The sequence below is a fragment of the Rhodoferax sp. UBA5149 genome, assembly GCF_002413825.1.
Classification (GTDB): Bacteria; Pseudomonadota; Gammaproteobacteria; order Burkholderiales; family Burkholderiaceae_C; genus Rhodoferax.
This window is the reverse complement of record NZ_DHXT01000022.1, coordinates 5,368-7,611: the sequence shown is the minus strand read 5'-3', so window position 1 is coordinate 7,611 and position 2,244 is coordinate 5,368. Positions and strand designations below refer to the sequence as shown.

At 59.1% G+C, this 2,244-nt stretch carries 3 protein-coding genes; all 3 read left to right on the top strand.

What is annotated here, in order from left to right; translation table 11 throughout:
- The first annotated feature begins 249 nt into the window (after positions 1-249).
- The gene (locus B3V69_RS01710) at positions 250-966 is read left to right on the top strand and encodes a flagellin (RefSeq protein ID WP_296443199.1); all 717 of its coding nucleotides are present in this window, start codon (positions 250-252) and stop codon (positions 964-966) included.
- A gap of 69 nt (positions 967-1,035) precedes the next feature.
- Positions 1,036-1,395, top strand: coding sequence for a flagellar protein FlaG (locus B3V69_RS01705; protein WP_296443197.1), 360 nt, complete (start codon positions 1,036-1,038; stop codon positions 1,393-1,395).
- 15 nt (positions 1,396-1,410) lie between these two features.
- The coding region (gene fliD / locus B3V69_RS01700) for a flagellar filament capping protein FliD (protein WP_296443195.1) at positions 1,411-2,244 on the top strand (834 nt) is incomplete at its 3' end.

Here is a 2,244-nt window from a genome sequence, read left to right as displayed (position 1 = left end):
GGGTGTGGGTGTAGGTATGGATGTGTGGATGCAGAGCCGGATAGGGAGTTTGCAAACCAGTTTGGGATCATTTGGCGCCAATTTTTGGGGATTCATCCAATTACCCTAAAGTTTTTACCGGCACTGTCCGATAACTAATTCACAGCGGTTAAATGCTTAGCCTGACGGGGAAGCAAACCAATGTTGGCGGCACCACCCCCATTCCGGGAATAAATGCCAAATCAATCGACCCACTGAAGGAGAAATTTTATGGCACAAGTCATCAACACCAACGTAGGCGCCCTGTTTGCCGGTGCAGCCCTCAACAAATCGGCCCTCGGCCTGCAAGTCGCCCAGCAACGCCTGTCTTCCGGCCTGCGCATCAACAGCGCCAAGGACGATGCGACCGGCCTGGGCATTGCCACCGGATACGACAAACAGGTTCGCGGCACCAACATTGCCATCCGCAACGCAAGCGACGCGATTTCAATTGCGCAAACCAATGACGGCTACGGGGCTCAAATCACCGAGAACCTGCAGCGACTGAATGAAATTGCGGTGCAACTGGGCGGCACGGCTTCAGGTGCTGAAACCACCGCGCTGGTCGCAGAAAATGCACGTATCGCAGCGTTGACTACAGCCGCTGCTGCGACGACGGTCGATGGCGCCGGTACGTTGGTTACGGGTGTCAGCGCTGCGATTGCGGCTCCGGTCGGTGTGACTATTGCCGCCATCGCTACAGATATCACCACCGTAGCCGCCTCACGTACCAACTATGGTGCTGACATGGCGCGATTTAGCTCCGCAGTGGCCACCATGCAGACCACTTCGGTGAACCTGTCGGCATCCTACAGCCGTATCATGGATACCGACTACGCTGTTGAAACTGCATCACAAGCTCGCAACAACATCCTGCAACAGGCAGGAACAGCGGTCCTGGCGCAGGCCAACCAGACACCGCAAACCGTGCTGACTTTGCTGCGTTAAGCCGTTATTTGATATAACAAACCCCTGACCGGAACGTTCGGTCAGGGTTTCGGCATGAAGGGTACCGCAATGATTATCCAAAATACCCCGCAGATCAATCACGCCGTGCTGCCTGATGCGCGCGCTCAGGGCGTCGCGCCTGCCAGAGCCGAGTTCAAGGCGGTCGCTGCTACCCCGGCCCAGAATGCCCCACGGCAAGCTTCCGCTGAAGAGCTGAAGAGTGCTGTAGCGGTTATCAATCAAGCCATGCGCCAGTCGGACCGCAACCTGGAATTCAGTGTGGACACCGACACCCATCAAACCGTGGTCAGGATGGTGGACACCAGCACGGGCGAATTGATCCTCCAATTTCCATCCGAGGCAACCCTGGCCATTTCACGCAGCATCGGCCAATTCCAGCGGGGTCTGCTGCTCACCCAAAAGGCTTGAGCCAGGAGGTTCATCATGGCAATTACTTCATCAAGTACGACCGCACTGGATGTCCCCACCCTCGTCTCGCAGCTGATGGCGGTCGAGCGTCGGCCTATCGACAAGCTCACAACCAAGATTGCCAGCTACGAGACCAAGATTTCGTCCTTCGGCACGCTCAGCAGCCTGGTATCGAGCTTTCAGACCGCTGCGAAAGGCCTGAACACCGGCCTGCAAAAACTCGCCGCCACGCCGTCCGATCCGGGCGTGCTTTCCGCCACGACGGGCAGCAGCGCAGTGCCCGGCAGTTATGCCGTGAATGTGAGCCAGCTGGCGCAGTCGCACAGCCTGGTTGCCTCAGGGCAAGCCAGCAGCACCGCCGCCATTGGCGACGGATCGGCTACCACGGTCACGTTCGACCTTGGCGCCATCAGTGGCGGCACTCTGACCAACGGGATTTACAGCGGTGCGGCGTTTACGTCCAACGGCAGCGGCACGGTCAGCCTCAGTATCGACGGTAGCAACAACACGCTGGAAGGCATTCGTGATGCCATCAATGCCGCAGCCCCAGGCGTGACGGCAACCATCGTCAACGACGGCAGTGGCACGCCCTACCGCCTCGCGCTATCGTCGAGCAGCTCCGGCGTCAGCAACAGCGTCAAAATCACCACCAGCGGTGGCGACGGCGCAATTGACAGCCTACTAGGCTACGACCCGGCCGGCACGCAAAACCTGACCCAGACCCTGGCTGCGCAGGATGCCAAGCTCACGGTGAACGGCATCGCGATCACCAGCGCGTCCAACACGGTCAACGAGGCCATCCAGGGCGTCACCCTGACGCTCAAGAACACCACCGCCACGCCGGCCAGC

Coding starts and splice junctions, on each gene's coding strand:
- B3V69_RS01710 (WP_296443199.1), top strand. CDS start 250: ATGGCACAAGTCATCAACACCAACGTAGGCGCCCTGTTTGCCGGTGCA.
- B3V69_RS01705 (WP_296443197.1), top strand. CDS start 1,036: ATGATTATCCAAAATACCCCGCAGATCAATCACGCCGTGCTGCCTGAT.